The sequence below is a fragment of the Legionella bozemanae genome (assembly GCF_900450575.1).
Classification (GTDB): Bacteria; Pseudomonadota; Gammaproteobacteria; order Legionellales; family Legionellaceae; genus Legionella; species Legionella bozemanae.
On record NZ_UGGY01000001.1, the window covers coordinates 3,732,118 to 3,756,504 of the forward strand.

Genomic DNA, 24,387 nt, shown 5'->3' on the forward strand with positions numbered 1-24,387 from the left:
CTACCTATTCAGTGCAAGCTTCTGAAACAGCTATATTTTTTATTTTTCTTTGTTCACAATGAATACTATTTATTATCCCATCAAATCCAATAGCCTCTACACCATGAGATGTTAATGTGCTTATTAAATCCTCTATTACATTTTTACGATTCATAACAAACGTAGAAGCAAAACATCTCCAGAATTTCCACCCTGCACGTTCAAGAATTCTTTGCCTTTTCATATCGTCTTCCCATTTTGAAGCATCATGATAACGATCCCCATCGCACTCAATAGCCAAGCGAGCATCATTATGTCCCTCTACAACCATATCCAGACGGTAGTTTCCTACTTTGACTTGAGGAATAACTCTGTAACCACGCTCAGTTAATAGATCATAAATTTCCAATTCAAAACCTGACTCACAGAGTTCTCTAAGGTTTTTTACCTTTATTTCATCTTGGGCAAAGGGTGAGCTGAAATGCTCAATTAAACTGCGTCTTAAGCTGTCTTTGTGGCTTAGATTATCTAACTCAACACTTCTTACTAAATACATGCGATCTCGTGCTCTTGAGGCAGCAACATTAAATCGCTGCGCAGAGGCTTCTCGTGAATCCGCTTTCACATTATCTGGAGTCGCTACCATTGATAAAAACATGATGTCCCGCTCTTTACCTTGAAATGTAAGGGCATCACCGCAAGTAATTTTATGATTAGTTATTTTATCTGGCGTAATCTCTTGCTGAATCATTTCCCATATTTTTCTTGCTTGTTCATTGCCTAGCAAAGAAACAACGCCAATTGTCCGATTGGCCATAGCAGGGTCATTACAAATATTATTGATTTCCTCGACAATAAACTTTGCTTCAGCATTATTTTCTTTATTTATACGAAAGCCATCTTCAATAATTACGTCGATTAGAGGAGGATCCAGACGTTCTGATTTGCTTGGCAATCTCAGGGGCTTTAGTTCATGGTTATAAAATTCTCTCTTGGAGTACTCAATAATTGGCGTAACACAGCGAAAATGCTCGCGCAGCATAATGTGTGAATCAGCAAATACAACTTTACATAAATCATAAATAGAGCGCTCAGGAGACATTGCTTGTCTATATATGGCTACTTGATTGGCTAAATATTGAGCCATCAAATTATTGATCTTTTCTTCTTCCAGACCAACACCATCAGGCGAAACCTGCTTATCATCACCAACAACCAACAATTTATTGGCGCGTAACATGGCTGGTAGGGCACTTAAATCTGATTGTGAGGCTTCATCAATAATGACTAAATCAAAGCATCCAAATTCAGGAGGCAATGACTCAGAAATTCTATAATGAGGCATAATCCAGCACGGTATTGCTTTATTGGTAAGTGCAGCCGCATTTTTAGCATCGCGTCTATAACGAATGGCTCTTTTACCTGTTCCTCTACCTATTCTTGAAATAGCAGATTGAAAGGCTTGTAATGCTGCTCGAATGTCGGGCGTCGCATTTTTTGCTAATTGCAGCCAAGTGCGTTTAGCAACCACATCTTGATAGGTTTTTGCCAATTGTTTTTCATATTCATAGCGCTGAGTGGTTAATTTTTTAAACTCATCAAAATGACTCATTGAATAAAAATAGTTGGCCAAACGACGAAGCCGCCATGCTTGGCTCCAATCATCAGGCAATAAAGAATCCACCGTACTTTCCAACGGAGTCTCTTTAAGTTTTTGTGCCCATAGGGTAGCACCAGATTGATGAATTAAATCGCATATAGAATACACATCATCTAAAGCTGGTTTTAACCCATGAATGCGCCTCAATTCCTCTATCAATTGAGTTGATTGATTTTGTATTTCCATATCACTGATGGATGGATTGCCCACAGTTTCAGAAAAAAATATTTTGATTGCTTCAGAAATCCGCCCATTAAAGCTTGATAAACTGTTTAATATCGTTTCTCTATCAGACCAAGCTTTTGAGGAGTGATAAAAATTAAGATTTTTTTCAAGCAACTCAATTAACTCATGAATATGAGTATCAACCTCAAACAGCTCATTTAAATAAGGCCATGATGACAAAATTGAACTTGAATAATTTTTAATTTCAACTTCCAGTCTAATGTATTTTTTGACAGCAAAATAAAAATCTAATTCAGCTCTAACGTGTTGAAGAGGGTTAATCATCTCACTATTTATGAGAGAAAAAATAGACATTTCAGTGGCTATTTTATTCCATCGTAAAACGAGTTCATCAATATGATTGCAAAGTAATACATAACGATAAATATGCAGCCATTCATCTTGATTCTTGGCTGGCTTATTTAAAATAAGGATAGCATCAATTTTTTTAATTAATGCTCGCTTTGTTAATATGCCACTGACTCCAAAAGGGTGCTTACCTTCACTTTTATTAGCAACAGCTTGAGTAATTTCATCTGTTAATTTGAGATCAGTTGGTATAACAACAGGGTTTTCTAAAAAAATATTTTTTTCGGCCTGTAAATTGTTCACCTCATCAGCAATTTTTTCAATAAGTTGAATGATTGGCGCTGATTCAGCGTTTTTTAAATACGATTGCAATGAGCCAAACCATGATAGGTTGGCCGTTTCTAATTGCTTTTTTGTTGTTCTATATTCATAGAACGCATTTAATATTGTTTCTACTTCAGTACTATTTTCTGCTAAGTCTGGAATTTGAAAAGTATCAGCAGACAGAACCTGATCTTTTAGCGTTTTGTTTTTTAATAACTCGCGATGAAGGTTCAGTATACTGTTTAATTTGGGGATATCTTCCAATGCAGGTAGTGACTTGCCAAAGTAATCAAGATCTCCTTGCAAATTACGCCTTGCTTCTCTGAGTTGTATAATATCGGTATTATCAAATCTCGGCTTATGTTCGTCTAAGATAGAAATGGGATCCTCAAGCCAATCAAATTCTCCATTTGCTGCAGCGATTTCTTTTGCTGCATCCTCTGGGTGAATTTCTTGTCCGTCCATATAAATAGGTTGAATATTGCTTTTTGCCCAATTGGTAATAGACCGATCTATCCATGCCAATTTTGCATGAAGCTTATCAATAAATTGCTCGTCATTTTCAATTTCGCATCCAAGTGCAGTACGATCAATGGTTTGTAATTCTTGAGCAATTTTAGAGATAGCAAACTCAAACTGCTTCATTCCGTCTTGCTCATTGGTTAAAAGAGAAATGGCTAAGGGCTGAATTGTTACAGGAAGCTTTTCTTTCAACACAGATAAAGCTGGCTCTTTCATAGAGGTAACAAGTACACGCTTACCATTCGCCATATAATGGGCAATAATATTAGCAATTGTATGTGTTTTACCTGTTCCTGGAGGTCCTTGGACAACAACCCCATTTGAATGTTCTAATTTTTGTACAATTTTGACTTGTTCTTCATTAAATGGCAGAGGAAAAAACAACTCGCTTGCTGTCTCTGCATTGCCTTCATTTGAAGTATATCCAAGATTGGATAGACCACGAAAATTAGTAAGCTTTATTTCACGGTGCTCATCGACTGGCTCTTGCACCATTTCTTTAATAACACTGGCTATCTCACCCGTTTTTTCAGCATTAAAATGCTTTTTGAAATTTTCCAAATCCTGAATATAAAGGCTTTTGCTGCGCGGTCTGGCAAATAAAATCCATGTATCAGTAACTTTTAAGTTTTCTCCTGAATCAGGGATTTGACGATCTTCATTCGTAATTTGAGTTGGCCAATATACTCCTTTTGAATCCAGATGTGTCGCTGCAAGTTGTAGTTGGGGCTCATAGGAGAAACGCTCAAATGGCGAAAAGTCTTGGGTTTGTTTTGACATCAAATCATTATAAGCTTTCTGAACATCTGCTACACCCAAACTATCAATAGACATATAAACATCAAGCTCAAAAAGTGGCTCAGCAGATCGTCTTGGCCTAATTTCTATAGCCATATCTTTTGGATTTAGTGAGACCTCTACAGATTGAGTGATAAGAGGATATCTAATATTAAATTCATTTGTTTTCCATACACCAAGCCCGGTACCCCACACTAATTCAATTTGAGTATCAACGATCGAGCCTTCCAATTGCTGTTTTAAGGTGAACAGCTCTGAATATAATTTAACTGTACGGCGTCGCTTTTTCTCTTCTTCTGCCCAAATGCTCCATTGGTTATTTACGTAATCTTGAAATAAACGCTCTATAGTTTCTCGATGCTCGTATTCTGACAACAACATCAGCTTGGGCTGCTCTTGTCCCATATCAGTTTCTGCATTCCTAACATTTTCTATGTCAATTTTGCCAAACTCTACAGCTCTTTTTAATACAGGAGCTGTTTCAGTTTTTCTTGATAGGTCAAGCCAAGGTATTAATTGCTGAGCTTGAGGTTCTGGAGGATGGGTTTCTACCAGTCTTTCGATTCTTAACCACAGTTCATCATTATCTTCCGCTATATCAATGTGAACTCCAGGTGAAACAAATAACTCATGTTCAAAACGATTAAACAAACCATGCTTTACTACATCTTTGACAGGATTAAGTTTTAGGCGAGCCGATTGCTGGGCAAACTCTATAAGAGATAATAGACGCTCTTCTTCCATGCTCCTGGAAAAAGTTGATGATAGTTTGGAGGCATGGAGATTCATATCATTATTATTATCTTGCATTGTATTTCCTCAATTTTAATCACAGCCTTACTCTTTGCTAATTTTGGGCAATAGCAACCCATGCAAAGATTTATTTGCTTACATAGACTCCTTTTTTAATTTGTTATTATTGGTAGGGTTACGTAAGAACGTAGTATTAAACTTTACATTGTGAACATGAATTTTTGAGCGGTTTCTCTGTATGGTTATTAGACATTTGCGTGATTTTATATCAAAAAGGAGATTTATACCAACCTCTTACTCACAAAACAGTATCTCCGCTCGCTGATGATCTAAAGGTAATTCAACATATCAAATCACGAAGTACAGAGGCCATGACAATACTGTCAAAATCCACAGGGACAAGAGGGACATCTGGGGCGGGTGCGTTACTACAAGGTTTTAGCCGTCCCCACCCTTTGCCATAAGGGTGGGGCATATGGGACTTATTGGAAACTATATTCACCAATAAAAATCCATTCAATCATAATAGCTCCTTTAAATTGGGTTTTGGATTAAAGGTAAATGAAGGCATAGCAGTTGGCTTTTTCTCTTTGTCCTGATTTACGGCCAATCTTTTTGGTTGCTGATCGGTGACTTCCCTTTGCGAATACCCTGGCTTTTGACCACTCAGGTATTTTAATACGTATAGCCTAAACGTATTGTAAGTTGCCGTGAAGCTTCCCTCATCCCTCAGTGTTTCCCATATAATGGCAATAGACCATCCTTTTTCCAATGCTTCAGAAATGTCCTCACGTAAAGCCAGGAATTCAACTTTATGTTTTCTGACGTTTGTTCTTTGTTGATTCAGTTTAGAAGCTGTTATGTTATCTGTTAAGGATTTTTTCATGGTCTGCTCTCCATCTTGCTGGTTATTCATTCCTTTGATTTTTATTGTTTATTTCTATTTATTTTCGACCTTTTGGGTAACTTTCGGTAATTTATTATTTATTTCCGTTTATTCATGATTATTTTCGTTATTAATCGCTCTATAACGAACAATTACGAATAATTATCAAAGTGCGGATCAAAATAAATTTCAAAATGTAGGGCAAGATAGGTGAAGTTAGCTAACCAGCAAGCTGGTCACCAAACTTCACAAACCTTATTCGCACCTTCGGTGCTCAACGAAAAAACCAATGTCATTATTAATTTTTATTCACTTCCCCAAATTTTACCTGTAAACACATACAATCTTGGAGTGCCAACCCCTTTGATTCTTGGCTTGTGTGAGGCTTTGCCATCTGAGGCAGGTTTCAGCTAGCCGGCGTGTAATAAAACCCTTGTCACTGTGCGTTGATCAAATCCTTTGCACAGTTCATTTTTGTACGCCTCGGTTAACACCATGTAGATTCGAAACCCTTCCCTATCTGTATGATAAAATCCTGCCCGGTTGAGAATTTTGTCATTGTTAGGTGAGCTGGCGTTATCAAATCGACTAGCACCATGAGATTCAAAGAAAGCGCGCACTTGTGCCATAATGGCGCGATCTTCGCGGTGGCCATCAACTCCAAAAGCATCCTGCCATGCAGTAAAGCAAGTCTTCGCAGCTTGGAACGATTCGCCTTTTTGCCACCCTGTCAGACCAAATTGACTGGCCAGTTCTCCCGCAGCAGCAACTAATGCAAAGCGTCTGGCAACACGGATAATCTGGCCTGTTGCATCGGATTGAATGACTGCATCAACAAAAGTTTGAATGGTGTCGGTAATATATCGGCTGCTGTATTTCTTTAGTGATAAGGCCATGCTGGCTGGACTTAATTGATCATGAATTGTTTCAAAAATCCCCATCCCGCAACCGGCATCCGCTTCGATATCAGCAAGCCTGATTTCCTGACCTGCATTAATACGCTGTCCTGATTTTGCCATGAGTTCCGTCAAAGATTCCTCACCAGCAGACAAGAAAAATAAAGACCATCGGGAAGATTGCCTGACCGTGCCAGTACGAGAAGCACGTGTTTTTCCCTGACCATTGGCTAGCAAATAAGCGGCCTCCCCTGCTTCTCTGGGATCGATTTGACTGAGCTCATCAAGGATCAACAATCCATCATTGTGTAATGACGCCAAGCCTTCAAGGCCATTGGTGGTGCTGCGCCATAAACGGCAATAGGATTGTGGGTTTCCCCAAACCGAGGCAGCCAGACTCAATGCAGTGCTTTTGCCTGATGAGGATGTGCCTCTGAAATGAAAACCTCCTGAATCTTCGCCAACAATTTTTGCCAATACAGGTGCAAGAGCTACAGATATGGCAAACACCAGTCTTGAGTTGCCTGATGCCAGCCGACCTATTGAGTTTCGCCATTCCTCAACGCTTCCCTTGGAGGGCATTGCTGGTTCAATGGCATTGGTATTCTGGAATACAATTTTCTCTGCTGATTGCCCGATACACTGGGAAGTGGTTACAAAAACATCGCCATGCCAACCCAGTTTATCAACACATCGTGCACGTGCGTCTACTGGAAAGACTTGTAAATAGGAGGCTAACAAATCGCGAGCAGTCCTATTAGGTGAAATACTCAATCCCAATCGTGCCAGCTCTCGCCTCACATCGGAGGAATCACCTTGCAACAAAGCCAGTGGCATTGCCCACTGATGAGTTATTCCGTCATCATCCTGCCATTCCAACAACCGACCCCATTCACCGCTCTGAGCATCCCGGGTTTTGGCAACGACATACAATGGCGCGCATATCCACCGAGGTGGCAATGGATTGCCATCCTTATCAAGACCGATAAAGGTTAACCCCTCAGCAGTTAGCCGAAAACGACCACCAGCATAGTCGCAAAATACTGGACGCAGCTTTGGTGTATTGGGCAATTCAATAACATGATTTTGTGACATACATTATTCTCCAAACAACAGTCAAACCGTCGGAATAAAGCAAATTCCTTCTGACAAATTTTAATTTATGCGTTCTCAATGAGCTGTAACTGACCTTCGTCATTGGTTGAGTGATAAACTTTTTGTTGTTGGAGAAAATTCAGCACATCGCTTTTTCTGTACAAAACTTTGCGACCAATTTTTAAATAGGAAACACCACCAACCGCCCAACGGTTACGTTCAAGTAACTGGGTGGAACAGCTTAATACTGCCGCGATGGTTTGTTGATTGAAAAGCGCAGAATGTGGCGCTGATTCGAATTCGTTTAATAGATGTAACCTAGATGCTTTTTGTGCAGGCATAAGACTCTCCGCAATTGATTATTCACTCAGCATAATGCTGAACCAGTTCAATCCTTTGAATGAATTCAAATGCCTACCCAAATTAACCAGACAAGCCATTGAGATTCTTTTCCTGCTCATTAGCCTTTATTGGCTATGAAAGCTCCTACTTCAAAATCGGGAAAAGTATCTCGTGCTTGTCAAGGAGAAAAAATTGCAACCCATAAGCACGACGTTTAATCAATTTCATCTTCCGATGAAATCGGTTGGTTTTCGATATCAACTCATGTCCCTACTACTCAAAACACAAAAAATAGAATGCTGTTATTACATCCAATTTCTTACTAACATCTTCAGCAAAAAAGCATAAAGCATTATAACCATTCTACTGCAACAACAAATGCTTGCTTTCTATCTAGATGATGGATAGCTCCTATTGGAGGTGAGGAGAATATCAAATTATTCCGGTAAAAAATTTGCGGGACTAATTAGATGAGATATTTGCAAGAATAATACATACTGTAATTATTACGTCTTCCATGCATTACTTGTTGTTTGTATGATACAAAAAAATCAGCAATGAGAACTTAATATGAAAACAATCTGTGTGTACTTAGGAGCTAGTTTTGGAAACAATGTTGCATTTAAACAAGCTGTTATTAAGTTTGCTCATGAAATTGTTGATCACGGGCTAACACTTGTCTATGGTGGCTCTAGTCTAGGGATGATGGGTTTATTAGCAACTACAGTTAAAGAATTGGATGGCAAAGTAATAGGGGTTATAACTACTCATCTTTTAGACAAAGAAAAACCGTTAGATACTCTAGATGAGCTTCATGTAGTTGATTCAATGCAAGAACGAAAAAAAATGCTTCAACAATTGGCGGATGCATTTATAGTTATGCCTGGTGGCCTAGGAACACTAGAAGAAGCAATTGAAACCTGGAATGCAATAAAAATAGGTGAACTTAACAAAAAGATAGGATTCCTTAACGTAGATGAATATTTTGTAAAACTATTTAGTTTTATTGAGCATTGTCAAGAAAATGGATTTATACACGCTAAGCAATCTGGTATTCCTATGATACACACCGACCCCAGTAGTTTACTTAATCATTTAATTCAATCAGAAGAAGTTTTTATAATGGATAAGAAACATGAGTTGGTTTGAAAATATAATGAGTATTATGGATGGAATAAATTTAGAAAAACATCATGCTTTACCATGGAATTTTCCTGACTATCTTAATATCGGCTGCAATCGTGGAGCACAATGGGTGTGTCATGATTTTGAGGAAGATCATTTTAATCTAGTGCTAATGGAATTTGTGTAATAAATCAAAATTAAACTTGATAAGGTTTAAACTATTATAACCTCATGCTAAAATCAAAATTTAATCAATGAGGGATCTGCTATGAGTATCGTAACGCTTTTCGAACAACTGGCTAGCACAACTCACCATAAAATAAATCTTGATGAGCTATTAAAAGAAAAAGATGTTAACATACAGCAAGTATTTGCTAATAACGATGCCTCGTTTCTAAAAGCTCTATTCAATGAAAAAGCAATACTTGCTGATCGAACCACAATTTTTGATCTCTAGACTTTCAAGATGTTTTAGCATTAGATATGCAAATAAATCCAAATACATCTTCACTGGTTGTTGTTGGATGTGGAATTAAGTTTTTCGCTCATTTAACCACAGAGGCAATTGCTTATATACAACAGTCTGATATCGTTCTTTATTTAGTGAATGATCCTGTTCTGAAGTCATGGATACAAAAACAAAATCAAAATACAGAATCATTGGACTTTTTATATGAATCATGCTCTCTTCGTACAGAAGCCTATCAGCGTATTACTAATTATGTTTTAGAGCATCTATATCAAAAGAAGCATGTATGCTTTGCACTATATGGCCATCCCTGTGTTTTTTCCAAACCAGGATTAGAAGCAGTTAAACAAGCGCAAAAAAAAGGTTATTTTGCAAAAATCTTACCTGCTATTTCTGCGGAGGCTTGTCTTTTTGCTGATCTATTGATAGATCCTGGCTCTTTAGGATGTCAATCATTCGAAGCATCGGATTTTTTAATTCACCAGCGACAATTAAATCCTTCGTCACACTTAATCTTGTGGCAAATTGATGCAGTAGGCATTATTGATCATGAATCAACAAATAATAAAAAGATGGGGATTTTGCTCTTATTGGATTATTTGAAGCATTTTTATCAACCTATAGATGAAATTATTATCTATGAAGCCGCACAATATCCTGGTTTAGATCCTAGAATAACCCGTACGCAGTTACAGTATTTACCGGATATTCAATTATCGACTATTTCAACCTTATATATTCCCCCTGTAAAAAAAGCTCATTGTAATGAGGCAATATTAAGTGCATTTGGATTAATATAAAAATGACGGATTATTTAACAACTTTCGCTAGAAAATATGCAGCAAATTATAAAGGATTACCTAAACTTTGTTGGCAGGGTATTATACTAATTTGTATTAATACGCTTACTATTGGTATTTGTTTTTTCCTGTCGCTCTACTTTGTTACTATTAGGCACTTTACTCCATCCATGGCTGGATTATTACTTTCTTGTTACGGTTTGGGTACTGTTTTAGGTGGACTTATTACTGGTAAATTGTCAGATATGTTTTCACCTCGTCTTATTTCAATCTTTAGCCTTTTAGTGCAATCTACAACGTTTTTTCTTTTAACTAACTTACATTCAGCCTTTGCACTAATGGCTAATATGTTTTTGCTTGGATTTGCAGCTTATGGATTTAAAACCTCCAATAATGTATGGATGCTTAGCTTGTGTCGAAATGATACAAATTTACGATATAAAACGATTAGTATTTCCCATGTTGCTGCTAATTTTGGGTTAGGATTATCAGGAGTTCTTATTGCTAGCATGACTACTTATGGATTTCAGTCAATTTTTTGTTTATCAAGCGTATTGCTTTTGTGTTCTGCACTTTATCTTTTATTTCAGAAAAATACGGGTACTACTGTACTATTACCAATCAAAGGGCAGCATCACTACGATCATTCAAATGCATCTCAAATGATTTTATTATTGGTTATTGCATGTGTTTTTCTTGTTGGGTTAATTATTGCCCAGTTAAGCACTACTTATCCTCTCTATATTCAAAAGTCATTTCCACATTTAGGTATTAGGGCCGTAAGTATTTTATTTATCTTAGATACTTTTCTAATTGTCTTTTTCCAAGCTCCATTGACGGCCTTAGTAGGTGGGCAAAATAAATTATTAGTGACAGGACTTGGTGCTTTATTAATGGGAATAGGAATGTTGGTTTTAAGCTATTCTTCTGTATTTGTGCTGGCTATTTTCTCATGCATTATTTGGACAACTGGTGAAATGCTCTTTATCTCTACAGCCCAACTTTTATGTTATGAGCAAAGTAGCAATCAGAAAAAAGGACAAAGCTTAGGATTATTTCAAACTGCATTTGCAGTAAGCAATGTCATTGGACCAGCCCTAGGAGGTATCATATATCAAAATTGGGGGGGAAATTTACTCTGGTATTGCAGCATGTTCATTGGGACAATGTGTTTTTTGCTGTGTTGGTATTGCAGCAGAACCTATACTAACACATCCTCTTAAGAAAGAAGCATCTGCTGCAAATAATGCTTCTGATGTATGTGGGAATAAAGTATCATTAAACCGCTTGTCACTATTTAACAGCTCGAGAGAGTTTCTAAGAATGTTATGAGTATCTATAGCATTATGAAAGTAGCTGAACTTAACAAATTTTGCTATTTGTCCAACAACAGTATCAGAAGACAACGCTCCATCTTTTGATAATTCTTCAATGAAAATATTCATGATACGTTCTAGTTCGCGCACTTCATTTATTGTACTGGAGGCAAGCCGTGATCTTGGCGAGAATATACGAGTAGCGGGATGCTGTAATGAATAATATATTGGGAAATAATCTGTTTGAAAATTAAAATGCTTAGGTTGCATCACTGTTGGCCTATATTTTTTTAAGCCATAAGACTCCACAAAAGCTTGCTGCAAAATATCTACCGGCAAAGCGTCATTATCTGTTGCAGGAGCATAACCAGGAGCAGCCCCCAAAGCAGTAGCAAATAAATGTTTCGCTGTATCGACAAGGTAAGGATTGGGTTTTAAATTACGATTTTTTTGTATGATTGAAAAAGTGATGTCATAATAAATTCTGTTTCGCTCATACTCATATCGATACCATGCCAATTCGTGCAAATATTGTTTTAAAGTTTTCCAATCCGCATCATTATGCAAACTAATTAACCAATTCTCCGAGAAATAAACAATACAACAACGCCAATCAGTACTAATTACATTACTATTGACTACCTCTCGAAAAACTTGCCAATGCTCATATAGTGATTTTGCTGGTCGACTTTTAATATTAAAATCTCGCTGTAAATTTGAATGATTTAGAGTTGCTCCTATATTAGGTAACATAAATGTTGATCGTGCTCCGGCTGTTGAAGACAATAATCCATTGGGCGTATAAACATGACTTTTTCTTTTATTTAAAATGGTTGAGAGAGGGAAAATATCCCCAGGTTTATAAACAAGCCAAGGAATTGTGATTTGTTCATTTTTCAAATCGATATAACACTCAAGCTCTTTCTCAAGAATCATGCCTAAAGGTGTGCCATTTACACTATATCCAAGATGCTGAAGAATATCTTGTGGAACATTGGGATCCGTGATTCGGTAGTAGTCTCCATTTATATTAGGAAATAAGGAGCTGCATGTGTCAGCATCGGTATCACCATAAAGATAATAAGCGATATAAAGAGGGTAAGATTGATTCGGCGATAACTGATCTACGATACTTGTAAATACAGGCTCTACTTTTGCAAAACGATGACGAATATCTGACCAAAAACATTTAACCAATCCCTTTCTTTCATCAACCTCTGTAAACATCAATGCAACATCCTGTACTTTAGAAAGTGCTCCTCATTTTTTTGCTTTAAAAACCAAATGAAGATGCTCTCTAGTAAAATCTAATAAAAAACAATGATTCTAGTTCTACGAAAAGAGGCTTGTCAATAAATTGGATTTGTTTTTATTGATTTTCTTTTGTCTAAATTGATCATTATTTAACTCCGAAATTTACATAAAAATAAAATAATTTTTTCCTTTTATATTCAATGTTCAAATTAATCGAGTTCAATCTATAAGGAAAAAATATATTTTATAAGTTTAGATATGAAGTCTACCAGCTAAAGATAACTTTGAAAAAAAGGACTGATTTTTTTAATCAGAATTATAGGATTTAAATATGGAATTATTATGGATGAAAAAAATATTATTGAAATCACTCTAAATAATAAGGAGAAACAAAAACTAATACAGGAATTTAACGATATCCCCTATGACCCTTTAGGTGGAGAACACTACATTCAATTACTGAGGAAAAAAATATACGGGGTATTACCAGAAACATTAATTAATACACTAACAATTCAACGCAGTGCTAGTAAGCTAGTCTCTGCAGTAGTAATTAACAATGTTCCAATCGATGAAGCCATTTATGGAAGTCCGGACTTCGAGCAAACAGGTAAGCTGTTTAAATCTGGAACTCTTAGTGAAAACATCATCACTGCTTTTGCTGCCTTGGTGGGCGAACCCTACTCCATCTATTTTGAGGGGCAAGAGCTTGTTAATAATTTAACGCCACAAGCCCAAAATCAATTTGATTATACAGGATTGGGTTCTGAAGTAGAGCTTGATTTTCATATTGAAAATGCGGCATTACAGTATGTTGCTGAAGATGATTATTCACCATCGGGTATATTCTTTCTAGGTATTCGAATTGATGAAACCATTGAACCAACAAAAACACTTATCGCAGATACTCGAAAATCCTTAAAATTATTAAGCACCCATGATTTGAAGATTTTATTCGGAGAGAACTTTTATTTAAACCTCCCCTATCGATGGCGCGAAATTTTTTCTCATGAAGCAATGGTTAAATGTCCTGTCTTAAGAGGAACATTAAATAAACCACGGGTGTCTGTTGCTTTTTATTCGAATATGATGTTACCCATCAATCATGCAGCCAAAATGGCGTTAGCTCATTTCCATCAAGCAATCAAAGAAACAGCGGAAGTCATTCAAATTACTCCAGAGAAATTAGTGTATGTGGACAATCGTTTTACGCTGCACGCACGAGAGCGATTTACGCCAACCTACGACAATCAAGGTTGTCCTTATCGATGGATCCAACGTATCTTTGTAAGCCCCAGTTTATGGGCATTCAGGAATTTTCAAACTATGGGTGGACGAGTCTTTCTTCCCCATTCGAATCAAGGAATCGATCATGTTTTTTCACACATCCCAGAAGTTGCCTAAAGGACTTTTTAAAGCCTGTGTTGTTCCCAGACCCATTGCCTGGATCAGCAGCAAAGATACTGAGGGCAATCCTAATTTAGCGCCGTTTAGTTATTTTAATATTGTCTGTGAAGAGCCACCGATGATTATGTTTGCCACAACCGGTTCACATGACAGTGGTGGGGCTAAAGATACGTTAAAAAACGCGGAAGAGACTAAAGAATTTACCGTCAATTTAGTGAATTACCGCAGTAAGGAGGCAATGAATATTACCTCGCTGGATTTTTCACGAGGAATTAACGAATTTGCTATGGCTGAGGTGGACCATTTACCTGGAGAAATCATTCAAACCTATCGCGTTAAAGGCGCACCTATTAGTTTGGAGTGTGTTTATCACCAATCGGTGCAATTACCGACACCCGATGATTCGAGTCTAATCAACCGCATGGTCATCGCAAAAGTTGTTGGCATTCATCTTAATCCTGACATTTTAACCAAGGATAAACGAATCGATACCAACAAGCTTAATCTCATCGCACGAGTTGGCTACAACGCTTATACCAAAGTCAAAGCGCATTTTGAGTTAAACAGACCGTGCGGGTGCTGTGATAAATTAATGGATTAACAAGAATGAATAAAAAAACAATCAAAGTAGGTATTATCGGTGGAATGGGGCCTTTAGCTTCTGCATCATTTGTTGAAACTCTTTATGCAGCCTATCTAAATGAGAGTACTTTAAAAGAAAAATACCATCCTCCTTATGTGTATTTATACTCAGAGCCCTTGCAGACTCAATCCACAACGCTGATGTCTATTAATCAAAGTAAAATGGAGCTCTTAGCAAAGCTCGAAAAAAATACAGATAATCTAGTTCAGCAAGACGTGGATTGCATTGTTATTTGTTGCTTTACTGCCCATACATTGCTCCCCCAATTATTGCCTGAACACCAGACTAAAATTTGCTCCCTGGTAACACCGGTTTTGGAGCATGTACTGGCACAAAACACTCAATTTATTGTCCTTTGCGCCTCTTCCGCCAAAGAAGGACAGGTTTTTGAGAGCCATTCACTTTGGACAAAGGCAGCACAGCAAATTACTTTTGTTGAGAATGAGGTGCAAACACAACTGAATTCGTTGATTAAAGCAGTGAAAGACAATCACGTAGACGCGCAGCTACTGAATGATTTTTTAGAGTTTATGAGCCAATTTCCAGAGCACCAATTTATTATTGCTTGTGCAGAACTCCATATCCTCTATAAAAAACTCCAGGACTATACTCAAATGCAGTTCGATAAAGTGTTTGATCCCTTTTATCACGTTGCTCAAAATATCTGGGGTTAATTGGGATGAAAAAACTCGATTTACTTCCCATTGCAAGAGCAATGGAAACCATTTGCCCTAGCGTTATAAGCGATTTAAAAACAAATTGGGACGAGACTCTGTCCTCCTATATAAACCAAGTGTGGCAAAAACCTATTTCTTGTGTAAGTCCAATTGCGCGTCAATCTAGAGCGAAATTCTATTCAGCATTGAAACTTTTCTTTGGGTCACAACCTATTAATTTTGAATGTGCTTTTTCTGAATTTGACCGCTATCCCATTTTACAAACTGGACCCCATTGTCAGTTGTACACCAATGAGGTTGATTTTAATGCCATCTTGATGAGTTGGATGGGAAGCAAAATCCATCGGCTAAACCATATGTTTCTCTTAAATAGCGTGACACGAACGCTACAATGGAGTAAAAAACAAGGTCCGGGATGGCTTAACCTAAAACATGAGGTAATTAATTTATTTGCTTTAACACCTAAACAGATGTCTAAATTGAGTGTGTGTTCCCCCTACCCTCGATTGACTTATTGTAGGGATAATTTCACCCAATGTTTGAGTCAATCAAATTATTTTGAACAAAAAGGACTAGACAAATTACTGACATCAATTGATTTTAAAGAATATGAAGGGTTTATTTCTGCATTCACTTTATCGAATCAACGTTTACTGGCCCAGTGTACTCAAGACCAAGAAATCCAGCCATTAATCATGAACGATTATTTCACCTCACTTTTAGTTGCAGAACATTTACATAAGCCTGAGGGAATTATTTATCAGCTTATTTTTTCCCCTGAGAAACGCACTAAATTGAACCATTCAATCGCCTCAATGATGCATGAAAAGAGTCATATCTTCTTAAAACAAGGCACAGAGTTTTTCTGGGGCGTCAGAGACAATAAAATACGTGCATTAACCATTGAGAATCATGTTCTTAAAGAAAAGACAACCAATCTAAGCAAACAATTAAAAATACCATTAGACCATCAATCAATTCGAACAGCACTTATTGATGGGTTACTTATCCCTAATATTTTTTTAAGCTTTCTTGTTTTATGCCTCATGCCTCAAATTCGGGTCTTGGGTGGAACAAGGCAAATTGCTTATTTTCCTTTAATCCAAAAAATATTTTGCACGCTATTAAATCCCGATATACTAGAAGAGCACGAACTCCTTCAGGAGCTACTAAGCAATGATTTAAACGCATGGGGAACCAACTTCATTCAGGATAAGTTAACGCCACTTGAATGGCTTGGCCGTTTACCTTCTGGAAAAGAATTTTCTTCATTGAGCACTTATTATCTCAATAAATCGGTTGCAGAAATTACCCAAGAATTAACAATTTTTAAGGAACATCCAACATGGAAGCATATGATATAAACCCATCGCCTTGTTTATTGATTATTGGGGCACGAGAACATACGTTACAAAAACTTAAGACAATGGATATCCGCTATGTGCTGATTCAGTCGCAACTCGATCCTTTAACCAGGTATTTGGATGAAAACATTATATTCATTGATACTTATGAGAATCTTGCAAAACTAAGGCGAATAGCGAAACACTTACATCAAGTACATCATTTTAAAGCGGTTGTTTCTTTTACCGAGTTTGGTTTATATCCTGCTGCATTAATCGCTGAGCAATTGAACATTAAAGGCAATGCCGTATTTCCAGTAGAACATACACGGGATAAATTTAAAATGCGTAGTTTACTTAAGCATCAGCTTGACTCTATTGCCTATCAACGCTGTACCTCTTTAGAAGACGTAGCTGCCTTTTATAAACAAATAAATGCCCCTTTTATCCTAAAACCAATTCATGGGGCAGGAAGTCAGGGAGTTTGCTATGTAAGTTCTCTTGAGAGCATTCCTAATGCCTGGAATTGGGCGGTAACACATGGCAGCCAAGAATTTATTGCAGAAGAGTATCTTTTAGGCGAAGAATACAGTGTGGAATCCTTAAGTTTGGATGGGCAACATCAAATCATTGCCATTACTGAAAAGCTTACAACTGAATTTCCCCATTTTATTGAATTGGGTCATTATTCTCCTGCTCGCCTAACCCTAGAAATACAACAAAAAATACAGCAAATCATTCTTCGTTTTTTAGATATTATTCAGCACCAAAATGGTCCAGCTCATACTGAAATTAAAGTGCATCAGGGTGAAATTAAAATTATCGAATCACAAACCCGAATGGGAGGTGATCAGATTTGGGAGTTGACCGAATTAACCACAGGTGTGGATGTCATTTCTGAAACAGTGCTCCATTTATTGGGATTAACTCAAAAAACAAGAAATAAAAAAGAAAATGCCGCTGCTGTTTTATTTTTTGCGCGGGAATTTGAAGAGATTCTTGATATTAATGGACTTGAGTCGGCAAACAATTTACCAGGAATTGTTCGTATTCATTGTACCCTGAAAAAAGGTCAGAAGTTTGGGAAACTAAGCTCTTCTCAATCCAGACAAGGATATATTTTAGGAACAGGACGCAATCTTGATGAAGCTATTTCTACAGTGCGTTTCTCTATGGAACAAGTACAAATAACAACAAAAGTTCACCTCGATTAGGGAAGTAATATGTTAGAATCTATGTACCTTAGTACAACTCGATCAGGTAGAACATTTTTTAACATTTCACTCTTTATAATCGCTTTTTTTATCATGAAATTAGGGCAATTTTTGATCGTACCTTTTTTAGCAATTTACTTGAACCATTTTTCACTATCACCAATTTCTATCGGGGTTATTATTGCTTCCGGACAATTAAGTCACAGCCTGACAAGCTTATTCATAGGTCATCTATCGGATCGTTACCCTCCGCAGCAAATATTCATCATGACTTTATTTGGATCGACTATTGCCTATGAGGCTCTTTATCAAAACCAATCCTTAATGTGTTTTATTGTATTAAATACCATCATTGGCGTATTTCGAGCAATTTTTGATATTGCATCGAAAACATTGTTGGCCACCAGCATCAATGAGCAACACAGAAATGTTGCTTTTGGTTTGCGTTATGCCGTTTTAAATTTAGCGGCAGCTTTAGGCCCATTAATTGGCGCACGTTATGCTGCTGAACACTCAACACAGCTGTTTCATCTCATCGCATTCGGTTATCTTTTTACTGGTTTTTTGTTGTTAATGTTCTGGTCAAAAAAGAAAAATCTGCGCCCCCCAAAAGACTATTATGGCTCAAGCGCCTCCGTCACGGATACACTACAACTTATCGCAACGAACTCCTCTTTAAAAAGGCTCTTTCTGATTAGTTTTATTTGTTACAGTTTGTATTCTCAAATAACCTCTTCGTTAGCGCAATATATTGTGCGACAATTTGACGATGGGGTAGTGATGTACAGTAACATGCTAATCGTCAATGCAATAGCCTGCGTTTTGCTGCAGATTTTTATTGGACCTCTTCTCAGAAGAGTCAATTATATGTTGCTTGCATCTACTGGGTTATCATTATTAGCACTAGGTTTCCTGGGATTCTGCTTTGCCCAAAATAGCTTTTCACTGGATGGATCCATGCTGATTATATCCCTAGGCGAAGTTATTTTTTTCCCATTAAATGATGTGTTTCTTGCTAAAATTACACCACCTCATGTGATGGGTAGTTGTTATGGTGTTCTTAATGCTTCCGCAATTGGTTTGGCTGTTGGACCAGTTTTAGGAGGTGCGATATATCAGTTAGCTGACTATTATTCTTTATTTTTAATCTGCTCGATAAGTTCTCTACTTACGATTTTTCTTTATAGAAAATTGGTTGCTTTGAATGATACTGATTGAAACAACAAAACTAAAAAGTCCCCAAAGCTCCAACATGAAAAATTCATGCTGGGACTGTTTTAACTCGGTATTAATACGGGTGTCTCTTTCATCCTTTTGTCCCATGCAAAATAATTGCTGTCGCTTCCTAACCAAATCGGTATAATTTATTAATTCGACAGCACTCATTCAGGATTATTCAAAAACATTGGATCATCATATCAAAAAGGACAATAATCTAACATTCAGACCAAAATAAAACAATCATGTATCATATTTTTAACATTGATATATAACTGTTTTTATAAGAAGTATAGCCTATTTGCTTACAAACAGGCTTTTTTCTCCATTCACGGAATTAACAGTGAGCCGGCCAGACTGTTTTTGGTACGCCATGAATCATTTTAAATGTGAGTCAACAAAGGTATAAGAATCGGACTTGCACTTCCAAGTTTCATACCATGAAGGTGTTGATTAAATATTGCATAGTTATCATATGAACGGGTGTTCAGTATGGGGAACATAATATGGTCAAAGAAAGAAGCTCGTTTTTCAATTTCTTCTCTGTATATTTTTGCAACGATTACCGGATCATTATTAAATTCACCACAACCCCAAGCACCTAAAACGACATTGCGTCGTCCTTCAATAATTAAGGTATCCAGTTGAGCTGCGATACGTCGACGCAACTCTGCTTTGTAGTGTCCTAGTGCTTCATCTGTTAATCCATGAGGTGTAGAGGGAAGCTCCGGGGCGGCTGCTCTTAATTCATAAAATGGAAAAATATCAGATTTTGGAAGAAAAGAATAACTCAGTGCACTGTCTGCAATATGACCGACTGATGTAAAGTAATAAGAATCAGTGGGAAATGTTATTTCCGGTCCTCGGAAGCATACTCTGGGTTCTCGGTGAAATAATACCTTATATGGCTGGGAGTCGACTTCATAGAAGTGGTCCTCTAAGATTGCACGTTCCTCATCAGTCATTTTTATCTTGGCTTCCAGCAGCTTGCTTGCTGTTTCATTGTAGCGAAATGTTTTAGACGCTTTATCTAAATAAACGCTTTTGTCCAATAAAGATTGGACACAAGTGCTTCGATGCCACATATTTTCTTCTTGGGCGCTCCCTCCTTCCAAGACAGCACCTCCCGGGAAAACTGGGTTTGCCATATTGAGCACAGAATAAGCCACACCATGTTTTTTGGTTGCTTCGAATGTTGCAAGCCCCCAATCTTGATTCACTACTTCAACTGACTTTGGTGAAGAAGATTTTTTTTGTTCCCATTGATTTAAGTTCGTTTGTGCCTGATTTTGTAATTCCATCGATTTTTGTAAATCAGTGACCCATTCCAATGTTTTTCCCATGCTTTGATGGCGCCATCTATCTCCAGTATAAGTCCCTACAAGCCAGTTTGGTCTATGTTCAGCATAAACTTCTTTAATTACAGAAGCTTCTTTGGCTATAGGTCTAAATAGTGTCTTTAAAAACATTGGTCCTAACCTTAATTTGTATTTTGCATATTCTATTTTGAGAGTGTATTTCTTAAAAACTTAGGAAGTAGTTTTTACTAAGTTTCACCCTGATTTATAGAACACAGTGATGATCAAATTCTGTAGGCACAACAGCTTAGAGCATTAGCAAATTGAATTTTCTTTAATACCAAAGAGAACACGTTTCATTTTTGATAGTTTTAATGCAACAAGGCAGATTTTACTCTTCAAATAGCACTATTCTAAGCAATTGTATCCTTCCTATTTATTTTTTGATTCAACAATGATTAAGTCGAACAAAAGAGCAAATTTTAAACATAATGACCAAAAAAGTCAATTTTTGCTTGCCGAGGGGTATTGCGATAATCAGGCTACAGCCTCATCGTCCAACAAGAGCGTAGCCAGTTTTATAGCCCAGCTTGGGTCGTCGTTATCTTCAATTAGCCAGGCTGCCATCAAAACTAAGCGCACAAACACCCAATCCTTGATTCGTTGAGCGTCAAGATTTGATTTTTGCGCCAGTAAGTCAATTCGGTGCGCAAATATTTTTTTTACATTAACCGTAGTCGCAAGCTCCGTAATGTACATAAAATCAAAGGCTGCAATTTCAAATTCTGCCTCACCAACTACACCTTTAGGATCAATAGCTAACCAGGCGTTACCATGCTTCAGGATGTTGTCATGATGCAAATCACCATGCAGGAAAACGAGTGACTTCAGTGAAGAGAGCAATTTATTTCTCAAATCAATCGCTCTATTTAATATAAATGCAGGGATTTGTTTCGATGTAGGCGTATCAAGTGCTTTTAGCCAATCAGCAATATGGTAATCATTCTGTTTTTTAGGTAGATGCTTATTATGAAGCTTTTGCATGGTCTGCACGTAACAGTCCATCACATAATCGATTTGAGCAGGATATAAAGACTTAAGCGTAATACCAGGAATCGCTTGTTGTACTAATAACGCATTATATTTACTATTATAATCAATAAGCTTAATCGAGCCTTGAGAGTTAAGATTCATCAAAGCCTGTTTTTCATTTTCAATACTTTTTTTGTCATAGCTAATTTTTAAAACGACAGGCTGCTCACCATCTAAAATTGCTTTGGCAACATAATTGAACGTCATATTGAGAACAGGGATTACCTCGCTTAAGTTCCAATAGTCTGTAAGCGTTGCAATAGTAACTGGCAAATTAGCAAGCCAATGTTCTCCCTTTGCCCCATATATATTGGTTATGTTTTGCTTTAGTTTTTTCATTTAAATAATCTCCTGCACAAAACATAAATTAAATTTGGCTATTAAATCTAAAGACATTTTTCTTGCTGTTGTTTAAATGCGCAATTTCACGAGTATATTCAGTAAAGTTATTTCCATTATAATGTTTCATCGTTGCCCGCCAGAATCGATATGCCCCCTCATTGCCCGGTATAACCATTACCTCCCATGTGCCAGGAAATTTCTTAAAACATTGTCCTGCGATATATTGGCCAATCCCTTTATTTTTGAATTTTCGTACCACAAAAAATTGCGCCATATTAAAGTCAATTTCAGGCTCACTTCCTTTTTTATCCACGATGACAAAACCAGCCAGTTCCTTTTCATAACGGACTACAAATGGGAACGAGTTTTTATCCTGCCAATATTTTTTAAAATCGATGCACTCATACAAACCATCCTCTGGAATTTCCCAGCCTTCTTGGTTACCAAGATATTCACTCATGTCATATACATAAAACCTGCCTAGATTTTGAATCGCAGGATAATCTTCTAAAGTCGCCGGAATCAGTTTAATGTTGTTGTAATCAATAAAGGACTTATGAATTTCGTACATTGCTACTTCATTATTCCAGTAATGCGTACGACCTACATAATTCATTTGGACTTTTTCCAATACTTTACGAGAACGCTCATTGTCCGGATGAACAATGCCAACCAGTTTTTTAACCGGTAAGTGCGCAAATCCCCAATGAATAAGTGCTTTTGCAAGCTCCATACCGTAACCTTTATTCCAGGATGTTTTAGTCAACGCATAACCCACCTCAATATCTGGTTGACTGTCATCATAAGCAAGATAAATTAGCCCTGCTCGACCAACAAATATTCCGCTCTCTTTTTCAAATACACAGCCTAGACTAAAATGATGTTTTTCATAGTGTGTAATCGCTTTCTCTAAACCCGTCATTACCTCAGCTTGGGTGCGTACTCCTTGGCCAATATATTTCATTACCTCAGCATCAGATTGTAAGGCGTATAAATTATTAAAATCTGCCAATGTAGGGGTATTAATAATTAAATTTTTTGTTTCTAAAAAAAGACTCATAGTACTCACTCAGCAAGTATAGGTAACTCTTAATCCACATTTTACCGAATACTTTTATCAATTAAAGAGAAGAGGATTCGTGTACTCCAATAAATTGCAAGAAATGAGTATCATATAGGGGTTTTTATTATATCTGTCTCAATTCAAGCTACACTTGTTATATAACCTTATTTAAGGAAATAGTAAGAATGAGTAGCAAGGCGCCCGTTGTAATTGGTGACGTGGAAATCAAACCAGGAGAACGCAAAACTGTTTTATTACCTATGCCCAAATTATATGATTGGACACCTATTAGTTTGCCAATTCATGTGATTAGCGGCTTGGAAGAAGGGCCCACATTATGTATTACCGCAGCCATTCATGGCGATGAAATCAATGGTGTTGAGATCATCAGACGCTTTTTGAAAAAAAAGGGACTAAAAAATATCACTGGAAATGTCATTGCAATTCCCATTGTTAATGTATACGGTTTTTTGTATCAGGAACGATATTTAATGGATCGCAAGGACTTAAACCGATCATTTCCTGGCAGTTCGAATGGATCACTAGCATCCATCCTTGCAGAAATTATTAGCAAGCAAATTTTATCTCAATCAACCCATGCGATTGACCTGCACACCGGCTCAAACCATCGTTTTAATTTACCTCAGATCAGGGTAAATCTTGATATGCCAGGCATCGAAGACTTAGCCCGTGCTTTTAATGTTCCAGTGATCCTGCACTCGACTTTTAGAGATGGCTCAATGCGAGAATATGCCAATGAACAAGGTATCCCCATTTTAGTTTATGAAGGAGGCGAGTCTTTGCGTTTTGATGAACTATCAATCAGAACGGGGATTAATGGTATTTTGAGTGTAATGGGGGCATTAGGCATGATTAAACTGGGTGGATACGGAGTAAAAAAATGTACTCCTACTATTTCCAGAAACAGTTATTGGATAAGAGCCCCCATAAGCGGCATCTTAAGACACATTAAAAAATCAGGGAACCGGGTCACTAAGGGACAAGTAATTGCAGTCATAGCCAATCCGACCAGCACGGAAGAATACAAATTAAAATCACCGCTTTCCGGAATTATTATTGGTGAAAATATGTTGCCGCTGGTGCATTCAGGACAGGCTTTATTCCATATTGCCAGCTTTGAAAAATTGACCATCGTTGAAGAACAGCTGGAAAACCTGCAAGAAGCTTTTGACTTAAATGATTATGAAGATTAGAGTCTATGTCCATTTCGCTAGTTTGAGTCAAAATAGCCTGATTTTCTGTGCTCCGAAGTGCAGCATACATGCAGTATGTGAGCATAACAGCACAGAAAATCAGGGCAGTTCGGCGCCAAGGTA

The 24,387-nt window shown here is 37.3% G+C and carries 19 protein-coding genes and 1 pseudogene; 12 read left to right on the forward strand and 8 right to left on the reverse strand.

Annotation, left to right across the window (positions count from 1 at the left end; genetic code table 11):
- Positions 1-4 precede the first annotated feature (4 nt).
- From DY223_RS16525 to DY223_RS16545, 4 genes and pseudogenes are all read right to left on the reverse strand, one after another.
- Positions 5-4,627 (reverse strand): AAA domain-containing protein, encoded by a 4,623-nt coding sequence (locus DY223_RS16525; protein ID WP_058459649.1) that lies wholly within the window; start codon positions 4,625-4,627, stop codon positions 5-7.
- A 463-nt stretch (positions 4,628-5,090) separates the two neighbouring features.
- Positions 5,091-5,456: a TraK family protein gene (locus DY223_RS16535; protein ID WP_058459647.1), complete on the reverse strand. Its 366-nt coding sequence runs from the start codon at positions 5,454-5,456 to the stop codon at positions 5,091-5,093.
- Between the two features lie 305 nt (positions 5,457-5,761).
- A pseudogene (locus DY223_RS16540) lies at positions 5,762-7,447 on the reverse strand (DUF927 domain-containing protein).
- A gap of 65 nt (positions 7,448-7,512) precedes the next feature.
- Positions 7,513-7,788 (reverse strand): hypothetical protein, encoded by a 276-nt coding sequence (locus DY223_RS16545; protein WP_058459646.1) that lies wholly within the window; start codon positions 7,786-7,788, stop codon positions 7,513-7,515.
- A gap of 571 nt (positions 7,789-8,359) precedes the next feature.
- Between DY223_RS16545 and DY223_RS16550 the strand changes: the two genes are divergently transcribed.
- From DY223_RS16550 to DY223_RS16565, 5 genes are all read left to right on the forward strand, one after another.
- Entirely contained in the window at positions 8,360-8,938 is a 579-nt protein-coding gene (locus tag DY223_RS16550) for an LOG family protein (protein WP_058459645.1), read from the forward strand.
- On the forward strand, positions 8,925-9,101 hold the full coding sequence (locus tag DY223_RS19155; RefSeq protein ID WP_154669242.1) for a hypothetical protein: 177 nt from the start codon (positions 8,925-8,927) through the stop codon (positions 9,099-9,101). Before DY223_RS16550 ends, DY223_RS19155 begins: the two co-directional genes overlap by 14 nt.
- A gap of 81 nt (positions 9,102-9,182) precedes the next feature.
- Positions 9,183-9,371: a hypothetical protein gene (locus DY223_RS16555; protein ID WP_058459644.1), complete on the forward strand. Its 189-nt coding sequence runs from the start codon at positions 9,183-9,185 to the stop codon at positions 9,369-9,371.
- Positions 9,372-9,397: 26 nt separating this feature from the next.
- On the forward strand, positions 9,398-10,183 hold the full coding sequence (locus DY223_RS16560; RefSeq protein WP_058459643.1) for an SAM-dependent methyltransferase: 786 nt from the start codon (positions 9,398-9,400) through the stop codon (positions 10,181-10,183).
- Between the two features lie 2 nt (positions 10,184-10,185).
- Positions 10,186-11,406, forward strand: a complete 1,221-nt coding sequence (locus tag DY223_RS16565) for an MFS transporter (RefSeq protein WP_058459642.1) — start codon at positions 10,186-10,188, stop codon at positions 11,404-11,406.
- Here the strand turns inward: DY223_RS16565 and DY223_RS16570 are convergent.
- Positions 11,317-12,726 (reverse strand): hypothetical protein, encoded by a 1,410-nt coding sequence (locus DY223_RS16570; RefSeq protein WP_058459641.1) that lies wholly within the window; start codon positions 12,724-12,726, stop codon positions 11,317-11,319. The genes DY223_RS16565 and DY223_RS16570 overlap by 90 nt on opposite strands.
- A gap of 369 nt (positions 12,727-13,095) precedes the next feature.
- Between DY223_RS16570 and DY223_RS16575 the strand changes: the two genes are divergently transcribed.
- The 6 genes from DY223_RS16575 to DY223_RS16600 are packed head-to-tail and all read left to right on the forward strand — an operon-like array spanning position 13,096 to position 19,255.
- Positions 13,096-14,157, forward strand: coding sequence for a Fe(II)-2OG oxygenase family protein (locus tag DY223_RS16575; protein WP_058459640.1), 1,062 nt, complete (start codon positions 13,096-13,098; stop codon positions 14,155-14,157).
- Positions 14,126-14,761: a flavin reductase family protein gene (locus DY223_RS16580; RefSeq protein WP_058459639.1), complete on the forward strand. Its 636-nt coding sequence runs from the start codon at positions 14,126-14,128 to the stop codon at positions 14,759-14,761. The genes DY223_RS16575 and DY223_RS16580 overlap by 32 nt, the downstream gene beginning before the upstream one ends.
- 5 nt (positions 14,762-14,766) lie before the next feature.
- The gene (locus tag DY223_RS16585) at positions 14,767-15,477 is read left to right on the forward strand and encodes an aspartate/glutamate racemase family protein (protein ID WP_058459638.1); all 711 of its coding nucleotides are present in this window, start codon (positions 14,767-14,769) and stop codon (positions 15,475-15,477) included.
- 5 nt (positions 15,478-15,482) lie between these two features.
- A complete protein-coding gene (locus DY223_RS16590) occupies positions 15,483-16,844 on the forward strand; it encodes a hypothetical protein (protein ID WP_058459637.1) in 1,362 nt (453 codons plus the stop codon).
- Positions 16,826-18,037, forward strand: coding sequence for an ATP-grasp domain-containing protein (locus DY223_RS16595; RefSeq protein WP_058459636.1), 1,212 nt, complete (start codon positions 16,826-16,828; stop codon positions 18,035-18,037). The genes DY223_RS16590 and DY223_RS16595 overlap by 19 nt, the downstream gene beginning before the upstream one ends.
- 9 nt (positions 18,038-18,046) lie before the next feature.
- Positions 18,047-19,255, forward strand: coding sequence for an MFS transporter (locus DY223_RS16600; protein WP_058459635.1), 1,209 nt, complete (start codon positions 18,047-18,049; stop codon positions 19,253-19,255).
- A gap of 383 nt (positions 19,256-19,638) precedes the next feature.
- Here the strand turns inward: DY223_RS16600 and DY223_RS16605 are convergent, their stop codons facing one another.
- The 3 genes from DY223_RS16605 to DY223_RS16615 form a co-directional block, all read right to left on the reverse strand.
- Entirely contained in the window at positions 19,639-20,724 is a 1,086-nt protein-coding gene (locus tag DY223_RS16605; protein ID WP_058459634.1) for a poly(ADP-ribose) glycohydrolase domain-containing protein, read from the reverse strand.
- 366 nt (positions 20,725-21,090) lie between these two features.
- Positions 21,091-21,984, reverse strand: a complete 894-nt coding sequence (locus DY223_RS16610) for an aminoglycoside phosphotransferase family protein (protein WP_058459633.1) — start codon at positions 21,982-21,984, stop codon at positions 21,091-21,093.
- Between the two features lie 28 nt (positions 21,985-22,012).
- Entirely contained in the window at positions 22,013-23,047 is a 1,035-nt protein-coding gene (locus tag DY223_RS16615) for a GNAT family N-acetyltransferase (protein ID WP_058459632.1), read from the reverse strand.
- 188 nt (positions 23,048-23,235) lie between these two features.
- Between DY223_RS16615 and DY223_RS16620 the strand changes: the two genes are divergently transcribed.
- On the forward strand, positions 23,236-24,264 hold the full coding sequence (locus tag DY223_RS16620) for a succinylglutamate desuccinylase/aspartoacylase family protein (protein WP_058459631.1): 1,029 nt from the start codon (positions 23,236-23,238) through the stop codon (positions 24,262-24,264).
- The last annotated feature ends 123 nt before the right edge of the window (positions 24,265-24,387 follow it).